Raw genomic sequence first — 20,684 nt, 5'->3', positions numbered from 1 at the left:
ACCGACACATGGCGAACCGCACTCGGCGGAAAAACCTTGATTGCCAACAAAAATCGGATGGACAGAAAACCGCCCGAAACCATTGTGTGACGAACGATCTGGACGCCCTCCTGACCGCACTGTACGTGAAAAACGACGATGAATTGGCCGGTCCGCGATGGACGGGTCGGCCACCGGTGCTGACCGACTCGGAACTGGTGTGCTTGGCGGTGGCCCAGTCACTGCTCGGGTTCACTTCCGAGGCACACTGGCTGCGGTACGCCCGTAAGCACCTGGCCCGGATGTTTCCGTATCTGCCGCAGCAGTCCGGCTACAACAAGCGTTTGCGGGCCGCGTTGGGCTTGGTGAAGCGGGTGATCCGGATGCTGCCCGGTCGAGTGATTTCTGGCTGGACGACTGCTGGATCGTGGACTCGACCCCGGTGCCGTGCGGGATGTCGCGCCCGACGGTGAAGCGGTCAGAGTTAGCCGGGTGGGCGGGCTACGGCTACTGCGCCTCCCACTCCCGCTTCTACTGGGGACTGAAACTGTATCTGGTGTGCACTCCCGCCGGGATCCCGATCCTGTGGGCGCTAGCAGACCCGAAAATCGGTGAGCGCGAAGTCCTTTCGGCCATGCTCGAAGTCGACGCCGACGTGGCCGCCGAGCATGAGGGCATCCTGCTGATCTGTGACAAGGGTTTCGCGGGCCGCGAATTCGAAACCATGGTGAGCGAGTACGGGATCACCATGCTGCGCCCATCGCGCAAAAACGAGAAGACCCGCTACGGTGAACCACTGCTGAAGAAGGTCCGACAGCTGATCGAGTCGGTCAACGACACCCTCAAAGGCCAGCTCGACCTGGAAGACCACGGTGGACGCAGCTGCGCGGGCGTGGCGGTTCGCGTCGCCCAGCGAGTGTTGGCGATGGCCGCCGCGATCTGGCACAACCACGCCCTCGGCGAACCCGTCACCCGGTCACTGATCGCCTACGACCACTGACCAGGGTTCGGACTTACTCGTCTAGCAGGCCGCGCCCGCCGTGGCCTACCTCGCAACACTCGAACCCAACCCGCTGGCACGAAAAGTGTCAGCCGATCGCAACGAAGCGAGGTCGGCGCGTCCACACGTGCGTCCGTCCAGCCCCTGCCATGATTCGAGCGACCTGATACTTTATCCGAAGGAGACGACCGTGCGACTCGCCCGTATCCTCGCTCTGCCCGCCGGTGCGCTGCTGCTCGGTTCCGGCCTCACGCTCGCCGCCGGGTCCTCGGCCCGCGCGGAGGGCGTTGGACTCGACGTCGCCGCCTTCAGCTGTCCCCAGCCCGACGGCCTCTTCCCGTACCCGGAGGACACGACGAGGTACGTTCAGTGCTCAAACAACATCGCGACCGTTCACTCGTGTCCGTCCGGCCTGGATTGGAACCGGAAGGGCCAGTACTGCGACTGGCCGGCCACCGCGGGCGCGGTGGCTGACGAATACCAAGCCGGCCAAGGCTCGGCCCGGCATCGGTCTTAACCCCGCCACCAGGCCGAAACCATGCGAGCACAACTTGTCCGGCCTTGTAAGAGATAACCCCTGAGCATCGAATTCGCAGGTCAGGCTAACTTTGTTGTTTTTCCGCGTCCGGGACCTCTGTCTCGGGGCGGCGTTCGCGGTACGCCCGTTGTCGGCAGGCTGGATTGCAGTAGATCCGCTGCCGTCCACGTTGACCGGGTAGGCGAGTTTCCAACCGCTTCAGGCATCGCTGGCATCGGCCCTGCGGGGTGTCGCCGTTGTAAAGCCATTGCAGCAGCGACGCCGTGTCGGGTGAGATGGCGCGGAAGTACAGCATGTCCTCATCCAGCGACTCCTGCAGAAGTGCCTTGATCGATGGGCCGTCAATGTGAAGTTCGGGTTCGACCCATCCAATCCGTTCGAAGATGAACTCGTACTGGCTGGCCATCAACCCACCCGTCCGACGTCATTCCCATGATCAAGTCAAACAAGCAACACTGTTCTTGGAATGGCTTGCAGGCCAAGGGCTCACGCTCGCCACATGCCGCCAATCCGACGTCGATTCCTGGCACGCCGGGCACGGCCCGCATCAGCGTGGTTGCCTTCGAACTTTTCTGTTGTGGTGCATGAACAGCAAGCTCACCCGGCAATTCCGGCTGCCCACTGGAGAACTGAATCGAAGACCACCGATGCCGCCTCAGGAGCGCATCGAACTGCTCGGTCGTATTCTGACCAGCGGCGACCGGCCATTGCGTTCCCGCGCGGCGGCTGTCATCGTGTTGCTCTACGCCCAGCCGCTGACTCGCGTGGTCTGCCTCACCATCGACGACATCATCGGCGACGGCGACCAGATGCTCCTGCGGCTGGGCGATCCTCCGACTCCGGTCCCCGAACCCGTCGCCGACATCCTGCTGGCCTGGATCGGGCACCGCACCAACATGAATACCGCCACCAATCGCGATTCGCGCTGGTTGTTCCCAGGTCGACGGGCCGGACAACCGATGCACCCGGAAACGCTGGGCGGCCTACTGAAAGCGCTTGATGTCCTGAACGTTCCAGGCCGGACATCGGCCATGCGGCAGCACATCCAACAGATGCCCGCGATCGAGTTCGGGGCAGGCATCTTGACACGAGATAGGACCATATCCGGGCTTCGGCGTGTGCCGAGCGGGAATCATAGCACCAGCGACAGGATGCCTCGCCGTGCCGCTGAAGCCGCCCGCCCTGAGCTTTCCTTCCGGGAGCAGGACGGAAAGGTGGTCGGTTACCGCAGCATCACGTCACACGTGGACGCGAAGAACTCGCCCGTCTTGCCGCCGTTTCCACCGTCTGGAGTGTCCGGTCCGCCGTGGCCGCCCCAGATCTGCACGATCGCCGCCCGCCCGGTCCGACGCGGGAAGGACGCGAACTCCCACTGGCTGGAGTCCTCTTCCCGGTGCGAGCCCTGGATCTCGACAAGGAAGGGGATCGGCTCCAGGTCCTGCCAGCTCAAGCCGTCGCGCGGATCCCAGTCCGCACGAGTGATGAACCACCGGTGGGACCAGGACTCGTTCGTGTGATAAGCGGTGTAGTCATAGGTGAAGGTCTGAGTGTCAGCGGAGGTGTCCAGCTCTGTCAGGGGCCAGTCCCCCAGCGCGGCGTCCGGCGCCAGATCCAGACCGCGGAAAGCCGGATTGCCCGTGGAGGGCACGGTGCCGTTCTGGAAGAACTTGCGGTATTCCAGATACTTTCCAGCGTCGTTCCACGGGTAATCGGCGAGCATCCGTTCGGCTCCCGGCACCACCTCCTGCCAGACGGTGCTGGTGTTCAGACGGCGCGCCTCGACGCAGATCGGCGAGGGGTCCGAGTCCCGGATGGCAGCGGCTGCGCGGCTGCGCGGGTGGTTGACCGTACCGTGGCGCGGCGATGCATCGAGGCCCCCGGAACGCCTTTCGGGCCGCGCAGGAGCCGACCACTGACGGGCGCGCTCCAGACCGACAGTCACCTCGTTGGTGAACGCAGTGAACTGGCCATCGACCTTGGCGCGGATCTTCACACGGTATTCGGCGTCCGGTTCCCCACCCAGATCCACCCAGTGACTGTTGGACGGTGCCCAGTCCCAGGTGGGCCAGTGGAGGAAGACCGTCTGGCGCACCTCGCCGTTGACCCACACCTCGTAGACGTGCGGATAGGGCGCGTCGCCGTTGTTCCAGTCCTCTGGAGGCGGCCAGGCCCCCTGGTCAGACTCGTTCTGACCGATCCGCCATCGCAGGCTCAGACCGTACATCGTGTGCTTGCCGTCATCGCGGTAGGCGCCTTCGCCGCGAAGATCGGACGGGGTAGTGCCCTGGGAGCCGCTCATAGTGTCTCCTCTGCTGAATGGAATCCACCCTTGCAGGCCGCCCCCCAGGCCGGGGAGCGGGAATGTTGCCGAACAGTAGCTAGATGTGATCGCCGCTACCAAGGATGACACGGACTGGGGTCGCCTACGTCGTAAAACAAAGGAAATGCTGATCGAGACGGAAATTGCTACGTGATGCCTGACTCCGACGACCGCAGGAGAAGGAGAAGCGCCACGACCACGGCTGCCGTTCGCAGTGGGACTTCAAATCCGTGACTGAACGGCGTCCACCCATACATACCCCCTGCACAACTCTTGACTCGGAGACGCACGCCGAAGACTGAACATGTCAGGCGCCGATGTGCAAAGTGCAGAGAAGAAACATGAACAGCCGCCGCAGGTCGTAGCAGTACGAGGACAGCGTGTTTGGGCTGTAGCCGGAATCGCGTAGATGCGCCAGAAATCGGGTCACCGGTCGCGATCTCCTCGCCGGCGACGTCGAGCGGGCGCACCCGCCGGACAATGCTGCCGTCGACATCCTTGACCACCCGCATGCCAGCCTCCCTCTCAGTCTCAGAACGTGCCTGGGTCTCTTGTCCGGCCATAATCTTCACAGCGGTCCGCTGTTTCGAAGTAGTCGGAAATCCGGACCGAACCCGAGTTCGTCGATCGGTGACGAGCTACCTCCCGTTCCGAACCAGCCCGTCGGCACCGAATCGGAGGGGAGTCCAGGCTGCGGGACGTGCCGGTCGGGGGTGCAGCGGTGCAGCGGGCCCTGCGCGGCGTCGAGGATCACTCGCATATGGGGGTCGATGTGCGAAACGAACAGGGTGCTCATCGCCGTGCCGTCCTCGGCGACACGCGCTGCTTCGAACACCGCACGCATTGCGGCGAACCGCACCGCTACGCCGTGGTGTGCCCACCATTGCCGGCACCAGGTGTATTGCCCTTCGCGGTGATTGGCGGCGATGCGTACTGCGGTCACCGGCAGGAGCCATTGATCGACGAAATCGGTGTAGTGCGCAAACCGCGGTGGCTTACCCTTGCCTCCTTCCCCGTCGCTGAGGTTCGCCGGTCGCCGCATGTCTCCGAACCATCCTGCAGGCACGGGGTCGGCGGAAAGTGATTGCAGTGCTATATGTTTGGTTCTCGTGCAGCGGTGCAGGGGTCCGTTGGCGGCATCGAGGATGATTCTCATGTGGGCGTCAATGTGGCTGAGCAGGAAGGTCGATATGGCTCCGCCGGAGCGGCTGCGGCGCGAGGCTTCGAATGCGTTGTGCAGGGCCGCGATGCGGACCGCGACTGGGCGGTGGCGCCACCACTGTGGGCACCACGTGTAGGTCTGTTCCCGGTTCGCCTCGGCGAGGCGAACCGTCTGGAAGGGGAAGAGCCATTTCTCGGCGAAGGTCACGAAGTCCGGGTAGGCCGGGGGCTTCGGTGGATTCTTGGCGGCACCGCCTGGCTGTGGGGTGGCGCCGGCGGAGGGTGTGGTCATCGCTCGATGCCTCCGTCGTGTCCGGATGGTGGGGTCGCGTGGGGTTGTTTGTGCAGGGAGACAGCGTGTTCGAACTGGTGCAGTGAGGCGGTGACGAGCGGCGCGAAGACGGGGTGGTTCCACCAGAAGATCTTGCGCACGAGCATCGGCTGATGCCCGGGAAGCCGGATCAGGGCCCGATCTTTGGGCAGCGCACCGAGTTTGGCGACATTGAGCAACGGTTCGGGTCGCCAGGAGGTAGTGCGGTTGACTCCTGCGGGGCCGATGGAGCGGGAATGGTCGGCCACGTCGTGGTCGTCGATCATTTTCGACCATTCATCGAGGTAGCCGACGGCGGCGATGTTGCCGCCGTAGATCTCGATCGATTGGGCGCGCATGATTTTCACACCGTTGACACCCCAGAGGTCCTCGCCTTGTTCGAGGACCTGGATGATCGTCATCAGAATGATTCCGCAGCCACCGCAGTAGGTGTAGTAGCTGGGTAGCTCGCCGATACGGGCGCAGTTGGCTGCCTCGTCCAACACTGCCAGCAGTGGCACCGCCAGCCGCCCGTCCAGACGTGCGCGGGCGATCGCTAGCGCGGCTTCGAGGATTTGTCCGACGAGTGCGGCGGTGAGTGGCCCGGCCGAGTCGGGGCCGGTCATCGACAGGGCGTACAGGGTGTCGTTGCTGAGGACGAAGTCGGCGGGTTTGAATTCGGGCAGGTGGTGCCGGGTGGGTTCGTGTTCGATGTCGATGACGATGTTCTTCTCGCCTTCGTAGACACTGAAGCGTTTCCGTCTGGGTGGTGTCACCATGCGGGCATAGTTCTCGTCGGACAGGACGTTGAGGAAGCGGCGGCCAGGGCGGTGTTGGCGTCTTTGAGCTTTTGTGGCCATTGCGATGCCGGTGCCACGTCGCGGCGCCTGGTGCCGTTGTGCCAGTCGTGGTCGGTAACGTCGCTCAGGAGCTCGCGTGTCATACATCCGCGCGAGCAATTGCCCGCTCTCGAGCGCCAGCTGTTGGATCTGCTGCATCAGCTCGAGGTGTTCGGCCGCGATATCGCGGGGGTTCGGTCCATCGTTTACCGGCTCGGTCATGGCTCGGCTCCGGTGGACGCGTCCGGCGCGGGAGATCCGGGACCGCTTTCCACCGCGGGAGAAGTCGGCCAGTCCAGGTCGGGGTCGTTCGGCAGCGCGGCATCAACAGCGTGGTCGATGGCATTCGCCCCCGGGTCGTCTCGTTCAGCGCTCAGCGCATGGGTGACGTGCTCGAACATGGTGTGCGGGGCCGGAATCGGCTCGATCGCGAACGCGTTGCTGGGGTCCATACCCAGCGCAGCCAGGTCCCGGTGGGCGCCGTCCGCGATCCCCGGCCACGCGTAGATACGCCAGCGTTCTTCCAGCCCTCGAGCGTCATAGGTATCAACCGACGCGGCGAGGATCTGCTGCCAACCGCCTGCGTCGGTGGCCCACATTCCATCGGATTCTTCCGCGGTCAGCGAGACCGCCCGTGAGACCGCGCTGGCCCGCATTCACAGTGCGGCCATATTCCGCTCGTATTGTGCCAGTACCTGCGGGTCCTCGAAGTAGTGTGCGTCCGAGAGAAGCTGTTGATCACGCACCACATGGATCGCGGCCATGTGCTGCAGTTGCCACGTGTCATTGACGACACCGTCGATCATCATCTCCCGGACCCGATCCCCAGGTTGCACGGAGTCGACCGGGGCACGAAATCCTTGCTCTCCCAGAAAAACAGCGTCGTCGACATCAATCCGGGAGATGCCGACCGCCCGCGCCTGAGTGACAACCTCCTCGCGCGAGATAGCCAGCAGTTGCAACTGTGTGCGCCACGCCAGCACCGAGGCCTCTCCCCCGCCCTCGCTCCCCTCATATCCCTGCCGGAGAACTCGCGAATGGTCCGCCGCCAGGTTTTGGATGCGATCCAGCAGCCGTACGCGCCAGGTCGGCACGCTTGCCGCCGGTGTCGATGAATTCGGTTCGGTCATGCCTATTCCTCCCTCGTCGAGCCATGGTGTTCTGCAACGGGTTTCACCACCTGATCGGCAGTCCGGAGCGGCTGGCGGGGCCGGCTCATGGTTCGATCCCGGGAACTGTTGTGGTGACTGGTGATTGGTCCGGGCTGTCTGTGATGACGAGCTCTGCGCTTGTGTCGCTGGTGATTCCGGCGGCTTCGATGGCCTCGGTGATCCGCGCGCCTGGCTCGGAAAGTCCGGTGCCGGGTTCCGGTGGTGTGGTCGGTGACAGTTGTGCCCGGATCAGCTCGGTCATGTCATTCGGGGCGGGCAGTGCCCGGGTGCCTGCGGTGATCCCGGCGTCGGTGAGCGCTTTGGCTTGCAGGGCGAGGTCGGTCGTGGCGGTGCGGGCGTGCGCGCGCCATCGGTCGACGAGGGTGACGTGGTTGTGGTCGCGGACGCCCTCGGCCGCGGTGGACCAGGTGTGTGCGCCCCAGAGTTGTTCGGCCTCAGTCGCTGACACCTCCAGCACGGCGGCAACAGCGTTGATCCGTTGATTCAGCACCCGCAGTGTGCGATCGAACATCTGCGCGGTCCCGACCTCCGATCGCGCGCCGCGCTCCCCGTGCACTGCCGCGACCGCTGCCATGTCCTGCACACCGCGCACCTGCTGTTCCAGATTCTTCAGGAGTTGGTCCCGGTCGATGAATTCCGGTGCGCGCCAATGCACATCGGCACGCCACCGCATGCCCAGATCGCCGCGCTCCCGCACCTGGGCGACCCAGACGGCAGGGATTCCCGCGGCGGTAGCGGCGTTCTCCAACTCCTGTCGCAGCACAGCTCGACCGTGGAAATCCTGGTACCACGAGGCAGGCGGAGACTGCCCCGTGGTTTGCTGCCTGGCCTTGGCGCGGTCCTGCATCACCCGTGCGGTCGCGGCGTGAACATGCACGGCCTTAAGCACTTTCGCCTGCAACCGAGTCGGCTTACTCATCACGGCCCCTGGCTGCCGGTTCCTGTGTGCGGCAGACCCATTCCGAGGCCTGGCGGGTCCGGCTGGTCATGGTTCGAACCCCACGTCCGGCGACGGCGACGGCGGCTCGGGCGTCGCGGCGGGGCTGGCATTGCCGAGACCCGCGTCGTCGCCGTAGCCGTCGATGACGTCGACATCGATCACCTCGGCGGCCTCGATCGCCGCCTCGATCACGGTCCCGTCGACGACAGGCGGTTCCGGGTCATGGGAGTTCTGCTGGGCGTGGTGATTCACCACGATGTAGAAGTTCAGTTCCTCGGCCAACCCGTTCGTGGCGCGCGATACCGCCGGCGGTATGTCCGAGGCGCCGGCCGGTGCGCCAGAATCGGCATCGAGGAGGTCGTGGACGCTCAGATCGGCGTCCTCGGTGAGCCGCTCGGCGAAGGCGTCGGCATGGGATTGATGCTGATCGGACAGGTGCGCGGTGCTGTCCGCGGCCGCATAGGCTGCTGCGGCACGCATCGCCGCGCCCTGGTCGCGGTCTTGCCCACCAAGGGTTTCGGTGAAACCGGCGGCGCGGCGGCGGATGTCGATGAGCAGTTGCTTGTATTCCACGTCCAGGTCGTGGCGCTCTTTCTCCCAGCCTGCGCGATTGAGCAGATTCTGCCGTTGCACCTGATGCAGGTCATCCTTGTTCGCGCGTTCGGCTGTGCTGTCTGCCGCACGGCGATCCAGATCCGCATCGCCACGCTCGACGACACGCTTTTTGATCTGACGTTCCAGATCGTGCAGCTCCTCGGCGCGTTCGAACTGCCGGGTCTTGAAATGCTTTTCGAGCTGGTGAAGTTCACCCTCGTTCGACTGGCGAGCGTGGTAGCCCTCCACCTTCAGCTCATGCACCTCGGTGTTTTGCCGCATTCGCTGCTCAGCGTCGTCGGTGCGACGGTCGAACTCGGCCTGCGATCGCGCTTCGGCGCCGCGACGCTGCAGCAGGTTCATCGTCATCGCCGCTGTCTGCATGGCTTGCACGAATCCGGTTCGGACCGCTTGCCCACCCTCTTCGACCGGGTCGCCACCGCTCATGCCCTCACCTCCAACGCTGAAATGCGCCACCCCGCAAGCGAATTCGGGTGAATCGCACGGATGTAAACGACCAGGGAGGTTGACGGTGTGCCGTCTCCTGGGTGCAGGGCCACGGTGGCAACACGGGCGAAGAGGGTGTCCGTGTCGGCTGGATGGTCGTCATCGCCGAGACGAGCGGTCGCGGTGAGACCGATTCCCAGGCGGCGCCACCGCTGCCACTGCGTACTCGTAATCGGTGCCAGAACCGAGCTCGTGATGTCCCAGCGCGCGGCGAAGTCGGTCGTCATCAGCGGTGACGCCGCCCGGAAGGACGAGCGTTGGTCGGCCTGTTCGCCGGGCCGGCAGGTGAACACCGTCTCCAGCGTCGCGACCACCACCTGCGCCGCCGAGCACGGATCGATCCCAGTGAACGGCTCGGCGAATACTGCTGCGGGACAGTCCATCCTGTCGACCGCACCACCGGTGGTCGAGACCCGACTGCAGGCGCCGGTAACGGCAAGTAGCACGCAAGCAGTGACCCGCAGCGCGGCTCTGCGCGGGGTGGGCCACACGGTCGCCGGTCTCACGCCAGCCCCTGCAGGTTGTGGATGAGCGCGCCGAGATCGCGTGTCCACCAACCGATCCAGCGTCCGGGCGGGTGATCGACGGCAGGGTTGTTGAGCGCGTCGACGACCAGGTCCAGGATCAGCCCACGGCTGATCGCCGCAGCCTCGACCGCACCGCGATCAATCCCCGGGTTGGCCACTGTCAGCCGCAGCGTCGCGACGTCGGCGCCCCATTCCTCGCATGCTCGTGCCGCGACCCAGATCGCTTGCAGTGCCCCAGCTTTCGCCGCGTCATCGATAGTGTCGATGACGACATCGGCATAGAAACGCGAATGCCAGATCACCGTTCGGTCCGGTCGGGCCACCGTGAAGGTCCGCAACGTGGCGGCGGTCCAGAGCACCAGATAGGGGCCGCGGGCAGCCAACGCCGCCATGCGTTCCTCAGGGGTCGTGAGCTTACCGGGCCAGGCGGCTCGGTTGCCGTGCGCTGTCTCAGCAGAGGGGGGCGCCGAACCAGTCGGCTCCGTCGCGGCCGGGTCGGCCGAAGAGTGGTGAGTTATCTTCTGTCACAGTCGTTTCCCTTCGGCCGGGTCGGCAGGGATGCTGAAGCGGCGCACATCCAGGTGCTCGCCCTCCCACAGCGGTGCGATCGTGACGCTCTGCCCGGTCTGGGGTGCGTGCAGGATCAGGTCGTGGCCTTTGTCGTTGCGCCCGTAGTAGATGGCGACATGGTGTGAGTTGCTCTGGCCCGGGGAGGTGAAGAACTCAGGTTCAACCGGTGGTCGCAACACCCGAGGTCATGGAGGGTGTTATGGGAAGGCCATCGGACTGGATGCGGGAGGTCACCGGACGAGCTCCGATGCGGTCACCGGGGGCTCCCGGGCACCCGCGCTCGGTGGAGCGGCTCTTCTGGGACAGGATCGCGGAGGGCATGCTTCCAACGGAAGCCGGTGTCGCGGTGGGGGTATCGCCAGTCGCGGGCTCTCGCTGGTTCCGGGAAGCTGGCGGGATGTCACCGTACTCCTGGAGCCGGCCCGGCGGCCGCTACCTGTCGTTCACCGAGCGCGAGGAGATCGCGCTACTCGAGGCGCAGGACAAGGGAGTACGGCAGATCGCGCAGGCGCTGGGACGCAGCCCGTCGACCATCTCGCGGGAGTTGCGACGAAACGCCGCGACCCGCGGAGGGAAGCTCGATTACCGCGCCTCGGTGGCCCAGTGGAAGGCCGAGCTGTTCGCCAGACGCCCGAAGAAGTCGAAACTCCTTGAGAATCAACAGCTTCGGAAGTATGTCCAACATCGACTGTCGGGGCGGATCGCCGACGCGAACGGCAGGATCGCCGCCGGCCCGGCGACAGGAACATGGACCGGCCGCAACAAGCCGCACCGCTCGGACCGGCAATGGGCGCAGGCGTGGAGCCCGGAGCAGATCGCGCAGCGGCTGAAGATCGACTTCCCCGACGACACGTCCATGCGGATCAGCCATGAAGCGATCTACCAGGCACTATACATCGACGGCCGCAGTGTCCTCGATCGTGAACTGATCTTGAATCTGCGGACCGGCCGGGCACTGCGCATGCCGCGGGCCTGCGCCAAGCGTGTGGCCTGGGCCCACGTCACCCCCGACGTGCTGATCAGCAAGCGGCCAGCCGAACGCAATGGCGCCATCGCTTCACGACCTTCCAGGGCCAGGACGACGCGGCACCCTGGACCCCGTACCGCTGATCACGACCCGAAAGACACCCTCCCCCGTCCGGTGCTCCAAGTGCCGTAGAGGTCGACGTGGTGTTCGAGGTCGCCGAGGTTGAATTGCTCGGCGCGGCCGCAGATTCGGCACAGCGGGTTGTGGTGGTGACTGCGGTTGCGGCGTAGGCGGTAGAGGAATTCGCCGGAGTCGCTGCAAGATTCGGTACACGCTGGTGAGCCCGACGCTGAAGGGCGATTCGGCGCGTAGTTCGGCGTGCAGCTGCTGGGCGCTGTGGAAGCGGTCGTTGCGGGCCTTGGGGGGCGAGCCGGGCGCGCTCGCGTCTGGTGGTGCGGAGGCCGGCCGCAGCGCTGTCAGCTGATCGAGAATCCCGTGGCGGCATGTGCTCTGGCCCGCCCAGACCAGCCGAGCAACACGATTCTCAATAGTGTTGTCAAGACGGCGAGGGTAATCGGGCGACCTTACCTATCAGGACACCTCGTTCGCTCGTCGAATAGTCTTGCCGCACAAACGACTTCGCCGTCGAGTCCGTATAAGCGATCGATTCGCAATTCTCAATTAGCGGTCGAGTCGCCGCGGATGCCGGGTGGCCAATCGTGTTGCGCCACACGCACCGCAGACGAATGGAAGCCATACCCTACATCCTGGACGCCCGGGTCCTGCCGATCCTCTCGGGCGCCAACGAGGTGATTGGGAGCTCCAGACCCCTACGACCGGACTGGGACACCCGCAATAGAAGGCATGGACGAACGGATGGCAGGTCGCCACTCCCCCATCATGTGGTGGCCACCGTTTCTACACCACACATTTGGACTCGACCCGTCGAGCACCTCGATCGGGCGGCGGGTCTATCAACCGCCCCTTCGCATCTCGAACAGGTCAATCACCAAGTCTGTACCAGATCCAGTTTTACGCGCCGCCGAAACGCAGGCGACCCTGTAGGCGCGAGCCCTAGTTGAGCAACTAGCCAGCGGACAAGTCCGTAGCCTAGGGGTCTGCATCAGGATGTCGTTCGATCAGCATATGCTCCAAGTGGGCCGGACCGTCAGAGTTCTCACCGACACCGACCACTGCGACAAACTCGCGATCACCGGCACGTCGCTGCAGGAGACTCCAGGAGTTGGCGAGATACCAGCTTGCCCCGGCGGTACCACGCGGGCCCAAGCCGGCGCAGAATATCCAGTATCGGCCGGGGTGCAGATCCGGACTGGGTCGCACCCGCGCGATGACGCCGACGCTGCGATCTGCGCTCGAGTCATAACGGCTGCCGTCCGTCAATTCCAGTCGCTCGAAATGGGAACCACCTTCCGCGCCAATGCTGTTGATAGTGAACAGTGGACGCTCGACGGTTTCGAGGTACATAAGCGTGCAGTCGTTGCAAGTCAGCCCGAAGCTGATGTAGGGGTGGTCGCTATCCGCAACGATGTCCCGGTCGCTGCAGGTCTCAATCGATATAGCGGTATGGCGTTGGAGGACAGAAAATACGTAAAGCAGTGCGCGAACTTCCTTCTGTGGCAGAACAACCAAAACATCTGGGCGATGGTCAGCCGCACATGCCCGGACCTTCTTCCCGAATGTGCCTCGATACGGAGGCTCGTCCGCACCGCATGCTTGCACGGGCCGCAGCGGTAGCTCGAAGGTCGGGTACACGAGAGTAATTCCGCTGGTGATCATCTCGGCCCCGAGGAATTCCCCGAGTTCGATGTCCGTTCCGAGAAGACCCGACTCGTCCGGTCGAGCGACTATTGGTGCGGCCTCTGCCATCTGAAACAATCTCTCGACAGTCCAGCCAGGGAACATCTTGGCCAACACCCGGCAATGGTAGTCACGGGGTAGCCCGACCATCCTGCCCGAAAGCCACTGATAGAACTGTGTTTTCGCTGGCCCATACCCTGGAGGGACGGGAGGATCGAGCTGTGCGGCACATCGATCGTATGCAGACAGAAAATCCGGGTGGCTCTTGAGATGCAGCTCCGCCAGCAGCATCTTCAGGACGGTAGCCAATGAAACCCCCAACCCCCTGCAACCGCCACCCTGGTGGCGGCGACTCGACCGACAACCGCAGCCCCGCTGGGCCATCAACGATGTCCGGAGACGGCCCGGACGCAGTACCGCTCTTGGCGATCGACAGGCCAGTCCCAGTGAGGCTGAGCCGTAGCGCCGCACACACCGGCCCCTCAGCCGGGCCCGATGTTGTTCAAGGCAGGTACGCCAACACAACAGACCCTGTTGCCGGCTCCCTCCGAGGCGATAACCGTGACATGCACAATTCGACCGAGCCGGCGGAGGCGACCGCCATAATCTACGGATCCGAACTGACGGTGGAGGTGGTCACGGGAGCACCGAGCCGCACGATCGAAGGACCAGCAGAGCCAACACTCGACACATCGTTCGAACTCCCGTCGTGGGAGCTGAGGGGGAGAGAGGTGATGGTAGGCATGGCTCTATCTCCTTTGCCGCAATGGCGTTTCCTTTACTGCACCGGATAGCTCCCCAACTCGATTGATGGCCCGCTCTTTCCATTAAGCCCCCTCATCCCGTTGCAGGGCAACGCATCTCCGATCCGCTTTGTCCGTATTCACATCGTTAGTCCGAATCGAGGTCACAACGATCCCGACCGCTGACCGCTGGCTCAGGGAATTCGTATGGGGTGGCGTGTACCTTCGGCCAGAGCCGGCTGGGATCGTGGGTCGGCCACGGCGCCGTCGGGCATGCGGGTCTTCGTCAGAAAAGGGCGCGCATCTCGATGCGCATCTACGGTTCACCCACCGCGTCGGGCGGCCCGTTGAACGGGCCACTGCACACGCCGGACTTGATTGACCGGTTCCCAGGACGGAACGAACCCGACCATGTGGAAGCTGGGAATGTGGGCATCCGGACCGCTGAACGCGGGGATTCCGAATACCGGCTGATGCACTCAGCCCTTCGCCCCGCCGCCTGATCCCACTGAACCTGATCTATTGGCGACGAATCGGAAACAGACGAAATGGTCGTGTCATAGCTGCGGCGGTGCAGAACTCAACGGTGCACGCGGAATCCTTCGGGTCGGAGACCTCACCTGTGCCGCGATCACGTCGGAGCACCGCCCCTGATGTGTGACGTCTCAAGACATCCTTACCCGTTTGTGCTCTAGAGATCGGTTCCGTTCGACTGCCGCTTCGGCCATGCCTTGAAGCGGGTGAGTGGAGCGTTCGAAGTTCGTGGGTGAACAGCGATTTCCTTGTCACCGTCCAGGATTCGAAAGTGGGTGTCCTCGGCGTAGACGGTGACAAGTTTTCCAGCGTGCGCGCGACCGACACGGAGTCGTTGGGTGGCCACCATGATCACGCCGTCCGTCGGAACTCGCCGTTCGGACCGCGGCGCGTGATCCGGCGGTGCGGGCGGCACCGGTGTGATGGCCTGCCGCGCTCCACGGATTTTCAGGCGCTGATCGAGTGTGATCGAATAGGGCCACGACTTGACCAGGGCGTTGTCCGCGATCGCATGCATGACATGCCCATCGAGGCGCAGCGTGATTCTTTCCCCAATGAGATGAGCATCGACGGTCCAGTCTTGGTTACGGAGCCGGAATATACCGTCACGGTTGACAATTCGATCGACTTCGACCGTCGCGTTGGGCGGCAGCCGGTGCCGTCCGGAGCTGTCGAAGGGCAGTGCGGGCGCGCTGGGAGCCGGGCCCGCGGTCCTGGCTCCGCGCAAGCGCAGTTGGTGCAGGTGTTCGGCCTGTGGCAGGGTCTTGACCTGGTGCCGGTCGAGAATGATATGGATGCTGCGTTGATCGGCCCAGACTGTGACGATGCGCCCGGCAAAGGCAGGCCCCACCCAAACAGACTGGGCCTGTGCAATTTTGAACAACCCGAATGCCGGGACGGTCACCTCCCATTCGACCGCCGCCAACCAGACATCGACTGTCGGCTCGTGATCGACGATAATCGGCGAAAGCTCTTTCCCCGCAGCCTGTTTGGGTGTTGTGGGTATGGGCGCTGTCGACTGTTGTGCGGTTGAGGGCCGGAAATGGCTTGCGGGTGTGGCCATGTCCAGAGCCTGGTGAGGCCGGATGTAGCTGTAGGAATGTACCCAGTTGTCGATGGCTTCCTGGGCCGCGTCCAGGGTGACGAATACCTTCACCTCGTCGAGCAGTTCGGTGCGCAGGGTTTTGTGGAAGCGCTCGATCTTGCCGGTCGTCGTCGGAGCCCTGCGCTTGGTCAAATGCTGCCCGATACCGCTCTCCCGGCATACCCGCTCGAACAACACCCCGGCCGGAAATGGTCGAGTGAACCGGCCGGTGAACTGTTCTCCGTTGTCGGTCAACACTTCCGAGGGCACCCCGTATCGATGCATGACCGCGGTGAAAGCCTCCACCACCGCACGCCCGGTCGGCCTCACCACCACCTGCGCAATCACCACGTACCGGGCATGATCGTCGATGCCCGTGACCAGTTTGCACTCGCGACCGCCGGCGAGGAACACCCCGCCAACCAGGTCCATACTTGCGCAGGCAGGGGCTGTCCGCCTGCGAGGGATCTCGAACGACCATGTCCACCGTGACTGTCCAATGCTGCTCAGGCCGGGTGGATCGAAGGAGTCTGCGGGCCGATCCACCCGGCCGCCGAGCGCGATGCACCGCCCGAGCTGGCGAAGCGGGCACCGATTCCGGAGTCGTCCACTAATGACCCCGGACGGATGACCCGACATGAGAGTGCGGCGCGATAACCGCACCCGGATCCCCGCCACACCCCACGATCAGCCCACCCACACAGCACGGTACTGAGATCCTGTGCCGCAGCGGACCGAATACCGCGCTCGTGGCACGGATCGAGAGTGCCCAGGCACGCAAGGTCGCAAATCTTGCGAATCAGTGGCGTGAGCGAGATTGTCGTGCGGAATGCCGGAGGGAACCGGCCCAGCCGGTCGGTGAACCCCAATGGGGTGAAGTGACAGATCCGATGACCGATCTGATGGGATCGACCGCAGCTGCTCATCAGCTGCTCGGCCCTCATCAACCCCATGACCGCTGAACAAGCAGCAGGCCGGCTCCCCGCACAGCCCACACTCCGACTTCGCAACACGCTTGTCCACCGGGCAAAGGCCCGACACACCGGCCTGAGTCCGGCGCACGCGGTGGTCACTGAGAAAGATGTAGGTGAAGGATGTAGGGGTGCGGACTCGCTTCCACGAGAACCTCGACCAGCTTGCCGTCCAACTGCGGGCGATTTACGAGGCGGGGTTTAGGTCCAGCCTGTAGCCGCCGCCGCTCGGGGCCGGATCGGAGGAGAGGTAGGCGTCGGCGACGCTCATCCGGGGGTGGGTGAAGGCACACAGCAGCCGACAGTGGGCGTAGAGGTTTGGGCCGCCGCCCTGGAAGTCGTCGAGCAGGGACTTGAAGACCTGTGCTTGGCCGGCGGACCCGGTCACGACCGTCGGGTCACCCAGGTGTCCGATCCTCGCGGCGGCTTGCTGGAACTCGGGAATTGTCGCCTCGCGCAACGTGTCCGCCATTGCCCGGCGTTGTTTGAGTTCGTGGTTGAACACCGCCAGCGCGGCGTCGGGGGTCGATTTGGGCGATCCAGTGCGCGGTCAACGCGTTCTCGAAACACGTACGCACAGTGGGCATCGCCAGCAGGACATGCTCGTGTTCGAGCAAATCCAGCGCCAACCGGCCGAGGTGGTGGGCGTGTATAGCGAACCCGAACACCGCGCCGGCTCGGGCGCGGTCGGCGCCGCCGCGCTGAACGACCTTCGAGCTGGCCCGCCTCGAGATGGGCGAAGAACGTCGCGATCAGTTCCCTGCCTACCGTGGCGTGAATGGCGGGATCCGCGGACACCGGCGGCTGATTGCTCTCGGCCAAGGTCATGTCGGCACATGGTAAGGAAGCCGAACCGCCTCGGCGAGTGGATATTCCCAGCGTCCCGCGTGGACAGTCGCTGTCGAGGTCCAGACTGGGAGAGGGCGCGGGATGGGTTTAGTCCCCGCGGGTCGGGGATATTGGTTCTGGCGGTTGGGGTGGCCGCAATCCGTGGATCACCCCGACATCGGCGCCGATCGCCATACCGGTGCCGACGATCCAGACGAACGTGGTGAGGAACGGCCACTCGTTCGAGGCCAGCATCCGAGCTGCGAATACGAGGCCAAAGATCGCTGCACCCGGGATCATCGCGACCGCGTTCACGATCGCGAAGTAGATCATCGGCGCTAACCCGGGCCGATTCCGTTCCATCCAGTCGTGCATAATCGGCTCCTCCTGTCGTGCAGGTGGATTCATGCTGCCGCATCCATCCCTGACAGCACCAGATGGCGAAACCTGGCACGATCGGTCACTAAGCGTTCCTGAACCGTTTCGGACCTACCTCAACCCCGATACCCCGGCTGTCACCGCGAAAGCCTTGTGCAGGAGGAGGTCTCGACCAGACGCCGGCCGCGGCCTGATCTCTATCCACCCAGCACCGGCATCAAAACAACCAGACCGCTCTGTAGACCGCTAAGGGCTACTTCTCGCACGGCTGTCCCCCACGGACCGTCTCGCGTAAGACGATCTACCGCCACCTCGACCCCGATGCTCCGAACTGACACTGGCGCGGCGGAGCAATCAGAAACCGTCGAATCAGCCTGTACCAGGCGACGTCTCGAACTTCGTTGGATTGATCAGCGTCTGCTCCGGACCCATATCCGCCCAAAATTCGGCCGATACTACAAGTGCCGCCAATTGCATCGAATGCGAATCGCGATGGTCCGCCTCACTCGCTGCACGACGCGGCGAATTCGTTGTCCACCAGCCGGATTCGGCGACAATGCCGCTGCTGGGAGTGTAGTTCGTTTGGCCCCACTGATGCCTGAATCATGCCAGCTGCCAGCAGTTTCTTCCCTGTAGTCGCATCCGATGCGGACTTCTCGCATCGGATGCGACTCGTCACAGCGAGCCCCGGATTCGGATGCTGACCGGGGTAGCCCGTCGCTTGCGTGGCCGAACGGACGCCCGAATGGTCCAAGAATCGACCGCAACTGGCGACGGTTGAATACGCGACCTCACCAGTCGGCGACCCCATGACACGATCCTCACCACATACCTGCGACCGCAACGCGATTGGGCCGTCAGCAGGCAATTGCCCACCGGCGGTACAGCTACACCCGTCGTCAGACGTAGGTGTAGGGCAGTGGGTTGCTGGTGCCGTCCAGCTCCACGGTGACGGTGACGTTCACCGTGCCTGTTCCCGTCGGCGAGATGGCCGTGATCTGGGTGTCGGAGTCGATGGTGAATGTGGTTGCCTTGGTACCGAACCGCACGGTCAAAGGACCGACATTACTGAACCCGGAGCCGGTGATCACCACAGAGCTGAAAACCGTCGCAGGACCGGAAGAGGGTGTCAGGGAGGTAAGAATGGGTGCCATGGTCCGACTCCAAGTCGAAATAGAATGAAAAAGGTTACCTTGCAACGGATGCCGATCTTGCTGTGGCAACCGCTACATATCCAGTAAGCCTCCGGCGACGGCACTTCGGCAATGGATCCACAGTTCGTTCTCTTCCGGTTTGCCCGGTTTCGACCCCGGTGGTTCGCGGCGAAGGGGACCGAATACGGCAGGCGGCGTGAGGATCCGGTCCTGCGGGCCCGGATGCGGCAGGAGATGGCCGATTTCGAGGCTGCCGAGCGGGCGCATCGCGACGGCAGACCGGCACAGGCGCGGGGCGACCCCGTGGCGGCCGCCGCGTACGCACGTGCAGCCCAGGAGCGGGAGATGCGGTGCTGCACGCCGCGTATTGCTTTGCGCGGCTGAGTGACTACCGGAGCATCCTGCGGTATTGCGGTGTCGCGCAGGGCGAGGGCTTCGCCGAGGCCGACGACCTCTCCGAGCACTGCCGTGCACGTGTCACCACACAGTATCCGTCCACCGGGCCGACAGCATTGCGCGCTACGGTGCGCGAGGCTCGAGAGGTGGGTCCGCGCCCTGGTCCCCCACACCCTGCGGTGAATCCTCGCGCCGGACACTGGCAACCGATTCCGCAGATCTGGACCCAGCCGCCCGGATCGTGCGCAAGTCCGAGCAGCATGATCAACCGATCGCCTGCAGGTCGAACACATACAGGCACGCCGGCACGGCGCTTCGGCGGCTAGCCAGCGCGCTGAATAGCTACCGGACGAACCCGAACACTGATACAAACCGGACGAAAACGGACCGGGGATGCATTGCCGAAGTGCCTGTGCTGGAGGGTTACTGGGTTAAGCGGCTGTGGCGGCTGGGCCTGTGCTGCTGCGGGAGAACCCTTTTCACTCATCATAAGTAGAAGGCAAGACAATGGCGCCTGTTATCACCTCGCTGACACCCTCTTCCGGTCCTGCAGCGGGTCTCAACTCTGTAATCATCACCGGCTCCGGATTCAGTGGTGTCGGCCCGTTGACCGTCCGGTTCGGCACGACGGCAACGACATTCACCATCGACTCCAATACACAGATCACGGCCATCGCACCGCCTGGAACCGGCACGGTGAACGTCACCGTACAGGCACTGCTGGACGGCACGAGCAACCCGCTGCCCTACACCTATGCTGGGGTTCCTACCTTGACCAGCATCAATCCGCCTTCGGGGTCGGCGGCCGGGGGGACGACGGTCGTGCTGACCGGGACGAATCTGACCGGCGCGACCGCGGTGAGTTTCGGTGGCACACCGGCAACCTCGTTCACCGTCAACTCGTCAACGCAGATCACGGCGGTGACGCCTGCCCATTCAGTTGGGACGGTGACGGTCAAGGTCACCACAGCCGGCGGAACGAGCAACAGTGTCACCTACACCTACGTCGCGGTGCCCACGCTGACCACGGTGGTGCCCAACGCCGGTCCGGTGACCGGCGGGACCACGGTCGTGCTGACCGGGACGAATCTGACCGGCGCGACCGCGGTGAGTTTCGGTGGCACACCGGCAACCTCGTTCACCGTCAATTCCTCGACGCAGATCACCGCCGTCGCCCCGGCCCATTCAGTTGGGACGGTAGCGGTCACGGTCACCACCGTGGGTGGAACGAGCAACAGTGTCACCTACACCTACGTCGCGGTGCCCACGCTGACCACGGTGGTGCCCAACGCCGGTCCGGTGACCGGCGGGACCACGGTCGTGCTGACCGGGACGAATCTGACCGGCGCGACCG

20 protein-coding genes and 2 pseudogenes are annotated in these 20,684 nt (G+C 64.2%); 5 read left to right on the top strand and 17 right to left on the bottom strand.

The features are described from left to right. The first annotated feature begins 86 nt into the window (after positions 1-86). A pseudogene (locus GFY24_RS33165) lies at positions 87-979 on the top strand (IS982 family transposase). Positions 980-1,019: 40 nt separating this feature from the next. After that, positions 1,020-1,496 (top strand): carbohydrate-binding module family 14 protein, encoded by a 477-nt coding sequence (locus GFY24_RS43890; RefSeq protein WP_153809070.1) that lies wholly within the window; start codon positions 1,020-1,022, stop codon positions 1,494-1,496. A gap of 85 nt (positions 1,497-1,581) precedes the next feature. Here the strand turns inward: GFY24_RS43890 and GFY24_RS33155 are convergent, their stop codons facing one another. The 12 genes from GFY24_RS33155 to GFY24_RS33100 all read right to left on the bottom strand — a co-directional run bounded on the left by GFY24_RS33155 (position 1,582) and on the right by GFY24_RS33100 (position 10,633). Then, positions 1,582-1,923, bottom strand: coding sequence for a hypothetical protein (locus tag GFY24_RS33155; protein ID WP_153809069.1), 342 nt, complete (start codon positions 1,921-1,923; stop codon positions 1,582-1,584). A gap of 816 nt (positions 1,924-2,739) precedes the next feature. Further along, entirely contained in the window at positions 2,740-3,816 is a 1,077-nt protein-coding gene (locus GFY24_RS33150) for a lytic polysaccharide monooxygenase auxiliary activity family 9 protein (protein WP_153809068.1), read from the bottom strand. Between the two features lie 328 nt (positions 3,817-4,144). Continuing rightward, positions 4,145-4,267: a site-specific integrase gene (locus GFY24_RS33145; protein WP_194853112.1), complete on the bottom strand. Its 123-nt coding sequence runs from the start codon at positions 4,265-4,267 to the stop codon at positions 4,145-4,147. Positions 4,268-4,405: 138 nt separating this feature from the next. Further along, the gene (locus GFY24_RS33140; protein WP_153809066.1) at positions 4,406-5,290 is read right to left on the bottom strand and encodes a DUF4913 domain-containing protein; all 885 of its coding nucleotides are present in this window, start codon (positions 5,288-5,290) and stop codon (positions 4,406-4,408) included. Continuing rightward, positions 5,287-6,369 (bottom strand): type IV secretory system conjugative DNA transfer family protein, encoded by a 1,083-nt coding sequence (locus tag GFY24_RS33135; protein ID WP_153809065.1) that lies wholly within the window; start codon positions 6,367-6,369, stop codon positions 5,287-5,289. Before GFY24_RS33135 ends, GFY24_RS33140 begins: the two co-directional genes overlap by 4 nt. Next, a complete protein-coding gene (locus GFY24_RS33130) occupies positions 6,366-6,746 on the bottom strand; it encodes a hypothetical protein (RefSeq protein WP_153809064.1) in 381 nt (126 codons plus the stop codon). Before GFY24_RS33130 ends, GFY24_RS33135 begins: the two co-directional genes overlap by 4 nt. Positions 6,747-6,803: 57 nt before the next feature. After that, on the bottom strand, positions 6,804-7,277 hold the full coding sequence (locus GFY24_RS33125; RefSeq protein WP_153809063.1) for a hypothetical protein: 474 nt from the start codon (positions 7,275-7,277) through the stop codon (positions 6,804-6,806). A gap of 85 nt (positions 7,278-7,362) precedes the next feature. Then, positions 7,363-8,238, bottom strand: coding sequence for a hypothetical protein (locus tag GFY24_RS33120; RefSeq protein ID WP_153809062.1), 876 nt, complete (start codon positions 8,236-8,238; stop codon positions 7,363-7,365). A gap of 66 nt (positions 8,239-8,304) precedes the next feature. Beyond that, the gene (locus tag GFY24_RS33115) at positions 8,305-9,222 is read right to left on the bottom strand and encodes a hypothetical protein (protein WP_153809061.1); all 918 of its coding nucleotides are present in this window, start codon (positions 9,220-9,222) and stop codon (positions 8,305-8,307) included. Positions 9,223-9,296: 74 nt separating this feature from the next. Then, positions 9,297-9,743: a hypothetical protein gene (locus GFY24_RS33110; protein ID WP_153809060.1), complete on the bottom strand. Its 447-nt coding sequence runs from the start codon at positions 9,741-9,743 to the stop codon at positions 9,297-9,299. A gap of 119 nt (positions 9,744-9,862) precedes the next feature. Then, positions 9,863-10,279: a hypothetical protein gene (locus GFY24_RS33105; RefSeq protein WP_153809059.1), complete on the bottom strand. Its 417-nt coding sequence runs from the start codon at positions 10,277-10,279 to the stop codon at positions 9,863-9,865. Positions 10,280-10,411: 132 nt separating this feature from the next. Next, a complete protein-coding gene (locus tag GFY24_RS33100) occupies positions 10,412-10,633 on the bottom strand; it encodes a hypothetical protein (protein WP_153809058.1) in 222 nt (73 codons plus the stop codon). Between the two features lie 44 nt (positions 10,634-10,677). Between GFY24_RS33100 and GFY24_RS33095 the strand changes: the two are divergent. Further along, positions 10,678-11,496 (top strand): annotated as a pseudogene (locus tag GFY24_RS33095) (transposase); the annotation flags it as partial. Between the two features lie 1,038 nt (positions 11,497-12,534). On the opposite strand, the gene GFY24_RS33090 reads toward GFY24_RS33095, so the two are convergent. From GFY24_RS33090 to GFY24_RS33065, 5 genes are all read right to left on the bottom strand, one after another. Further along, a complete protein-coding gene (locus GFY24_RS33090) occupies positions 12,535-13,551 on the bottom strand; it encodes a hypothetical protein (protein ID WP_153809056.1) in 1,017 nt (338 codons plus the stop codon). Between the two features lie 1,125 nt (positions 13,552-14,676). Then, positions 14,677-16,035, bottom strand: a complete 1,359-nt coding sequence (locus GFY24_RS33085) for an integrase core domain-containing protein (RefSeq protein WP_194853110.1) — start codon at positions 16,033-16,035, stop codon at positions 14,677-14,679. A gap of 726 nt (positions 16,036-16,761) precedes the next feature. Beyond that, on the bottom strand, positions 16,762-17,046 hold the full coding sequence (locus tag GFY24_RS33080) for a hypothetical protein (protein WP_153809054.1): 285 nt from the start codon (positions 17,044-17,046) through the stop codon (positions 16,762-16,764). Between the two features lie 464 nt (positions 17,047-17,510). Then, positions 17,511-17,717 carry a hypothetical protein gene (locus GFY24_RS33075; protein WP_153809053.1) on the bottom strand — a complete coding sequence of 69 codons (207 nt, stop codon included), beginning with the start codon at positions 17,715-17,717 and terminating at the stop codon, positions 17,511-17,513. A gap of 962 nt (positions 17,718-18,679) precedes the next feature. Further along, positions 18,680-18,934 carry an IPT/TIG domain-containing protein gene (locus tag GFY24_RS33065; RefSeq protein WP_153809052.1) on the bottom strand — a complete coding sequence of 85 codons (255 nt, stop codon included), beginning with the start codon at positions 18,932-18,934 and terminating at the stop codon, positions 18,680-18,682. 111 nt (positions 18,935-19,045) lie between these two features. Between GFY24_RS33065 and GFY24_RS33060 the strand changes: the two genes are divergently transcribed. Next, positions 19,046-19,318, top strand: coding sequence for a hypothetical protein (locus tag GFY24_RS33060; RefSeq protein ID WP_153809051.1), 273 nt, complete (start codon positions 19,046-19,048; stop codon positions 19,316-19,318). A gap of 519 nt (positions 19,319-19,837) precedes the next feature. Next, on the top strand, positions 19,838-20,684 hold an 847-nt coding region (locus GFY24_RS33055; RefSeq protein WP_194853109.1), incomplete at its 3' end, for an IPT/TIG domain-containing protein.

Source organism: Nocardia sp. SYP-A9097, assembly GCF_009649815.1.
Lineage (GTDB): Bacteria > Actinomycetota > Actinomycetes > Mycobacteriales > Mycobacteriaceae > Nocardia.
Note: the sequence above shows the minus strand (reverse complement) of the source record. Positions and strands in the feature narration are given on the sequence as shown.

Excerpts from the sequence above, each read along its gene's own strand:
- GFY24_RS33140 (WP_153809066.1), bottom strand. The coding sequence starts at position 5,290 with ATGACCACACCCTCCGCCGGCGCCACCCCACAGCCAGGCGGTGCCGCC.
- GFY24_RS33065 (WP_153809052.1), bottom strand. The coding sequence starts at position 18,934 with ATGGCACCCATTCTTACCTCCCTGACACCCTCTTCCGGTCCTGCGACG.
- GFY24_RS33155 (WP_153809069.1), bottom strand. The coding sequence starts at position 1,923 with ATGGCCAGCCAGTACGAGTTCATCTTCGAACGGATTGGATGGGTCGAA.
- GFY24_RS33105 (WP_153809059.1), bottom strand. The coding sequence starts at position 10,279 with ATGGCGGCGTTGGCTGCCCGCGGCCCCTATCTGGTGCTCTGGACCGCC.
- GFY24_RS33060 (WP_153809051.1), top strand. The coding sequence starts at position 19,046 with ATGGATCCACAGTTCGTTCTCTTCCGGTTTGCCCGGTTTCGACCCCGG.
- GFY24_RS33115 (WP_153809061.1), bottom strand. The coding sequence starts at position 9,222 with ATGACGATGAACCTGCTGCAGCGTCGCGGCGCCGAAGCGCGATCGCAG.
- GFY24_RS33135 (WP_153809065.1), bottom strand. The coding sequence starts at position 6,369 with ATGACCGAGCCGGTAAACGATGGACCGAACCCCCGCGATATCGCGGCC.
- GFY24_RS33130 (WP_153809064.1), bottom strand. The coding sequence starts at position 6,746 with ATGTGGGCCACCGACGCAGGCGGTTGGCAGCAGATCCTCGCCGCGTCG.
- GFY24_RS33150 (WP_153809068.1), bottom strand. The coding sequence starts at position 3,816 with ATGAGCGGCTCCCAGGGCACTACCCCGTCCGATCTTCGCGGCGAAGGC.
- GFY24_RS33120 (WP_153809062.1), bottom strand. The coding sequence starts at position 8,238 with ATGAGTAAGCCGACTCGGTTGCAGGCGAAAGTGCTTAAGGCCGTGCAT.
- GFY24_RS33125 (WP_153809063.1), bottom strand. The coding sequence starts at position 7,277 with ATGACCGAACCGAATTCATCGACACCGGCGGCAAGCGTGCCGACCTGG.
- GFY24_RS33085 (WP_194853110.1), bottom strand. The coding sequence starts at position 16,035 with ATGGACCTGGTTGGCGGGGTGTTCCTCGCCGGCGGTCGCGAGTGCAAA.
- GFY24_RS33110 (WP_153809060.1), bottom strand. The coding sequence starts at position 9,743 with ATGGACTGTCCCGCAGCAGTATTCGCCGAGCCGTTCACTGGGATCGAT.
- GFY24_RS33080 (WP_153809054.1), bottom strand. The coding sequence starts at position 17,046 with ATGGCGGACACGTTGCGCGAGGCGACAATTCCCGAGTTCCAGCAAGCC.